The organism is Clostridium drakei (assembly GCF_000633595.2).
GTDB lineage: Bacteria > Bacillota > Clostridia > Clostridiales > Clostridiaceae > Clostridium_AM > Clostridium_AM drakei.
The window spans coordinates 1-1,451 of sequence record NZ_JIBU02000067.1 but is presented as its reverse complement, the minus strand read 5'-3'; the positions used below and the strand labels follow the sequence as shown (position 1 = coordinate 1,451).

The window sequence follows — 1,451 nt, the reverse complement described above, 5'->3', positions numbered from 1 at the left end:
TCACTAGTGTTTAATTAATGGATTGAAAATCCTATTGACAAAATTTCTATGTAATAAGTATCCATTTAAACCATCAATATATAAATGAAAATAGTCAGCAACCTTGCTTTAATATAATTACCACTAAAAATAAAAAAGCAAAAGGGGTGCTGACTATCTATGGATAATTATATCACTATTTTTGAAAAATTATTAGATATTATTAACTGGAACACTTTGAAAAAATCTGCGTATAAGTTAGATATTGACTATAATATCGCATCAAATCACTTAAAAACTCATCTCTACTTTCATTTAGCGAAGCTAGATAGTTTAAGAGATATTAGTGATTTTATGCAGTCCGATTCTAAGTTAAATGAATCAATAAAAAGCGTTAGCTTGGGAATGTTATCTAACTATAATAATTATCTTGACTATAATGTTTATGTTCCAATATTAAATGAACTAATGTCTGAAGCACTAGAAAATTTGCCTGTGGATGAGAAAATTAAAAAGTTCGGTACCATAAAATTAATAGATTCCTCAACTGTAAGTATGGTTAAAACTTATTTTCAATGGGCAAAATTTCGCTCTACAAAATCAGGGATAAAACTTCATACAAAATTCAACTTAAACAAAGGAGTTCCAGAGCTTATAGTTGTATCTAATGCTAAACCACATGATAGAACTAAGATGAAGGAACTTATTACAGAAGATAACTGTATATACGTTTTTGATAAAGGCTATGTTGACTATAAAATATTTGATGAATTTAGTAGCAAAGGTATACATTTCATAACTAGATTAAAAGACAATGCAGCTATAACAGAAGTAACTAGTAATGAAATTACTTATTCAGAAACTACTTTATTAGATGATTCTGTAAATATCATTGAAGATATTACATGCTATCTAGGCACTAAAGATATCAATATAACAGAAAAACAATACAGAATTATCACAGTAATTGATTCTGAAGGTCAAGTACTAACTTTTGTAACCAATATCTTTGAATATACTAGCGAAGATATAGCATGGTTATATAAAAAGCGTTGGGAAATAGAGCTATTCTTCAAATGGATTAAACAAAATTTAAAAATCAAAAGGTTTATTGGTCATAGTCTTAACGCAGTTATGATGCAAATTGTTTCTGCAATAATAACATTTATCATAGTAAAATTAATACAAGACATAGCTAAAACAGCCTACGGCTTATTGAAAATAAAAAGATTAATAAAACATTCACTTACAAAATTAGTAGATAATAGCTTATTTTGTTGGTGGAAATGGTTAGGTAGCTAATAGTAACTACAAAACCATATGATTCCACACAAGCTATCGCTATGCGGGCAACTCTGCCCTTTAATTGGTGAATATTATTCCATAACAGTTTAATTTAGCAATATTGCTATAAAAAACGATTATAATAAAGATGTCAATTGAAATATTTTCTAAAAATTAAACACTAGTGA

At 27.5% G+C, this 1,451-nt stretch carries 1 protein-coding gene; it reads left to right on the top strand.

Annotation, left to right across the window (positions count from 1 at the left end; genetic code table 11):
- Positions 1-159: 159 nt before the first annotated feature.
- A complete protein-coding gene (locus EG57_RS0223380; protein WP_052038063.1) occupies positions 160-1,281 on the top strand; it encodes an IS4 family transposase in 1,122 nt (373 codons plus the stop codon).
- The last annotated feature ends 170 nt before the right edge of the window (positions 1,282-1,451 follow it).

Bases quoted from the DNA above. Each gene is read 5' to 3' on its own strand.
- EG57_RS0223380 (WP_052038063.1), top strand. From the start codon at position 160: ATGGATAATTATATCACTATTTTTGAAAAATTATTAGATATTATTAAC.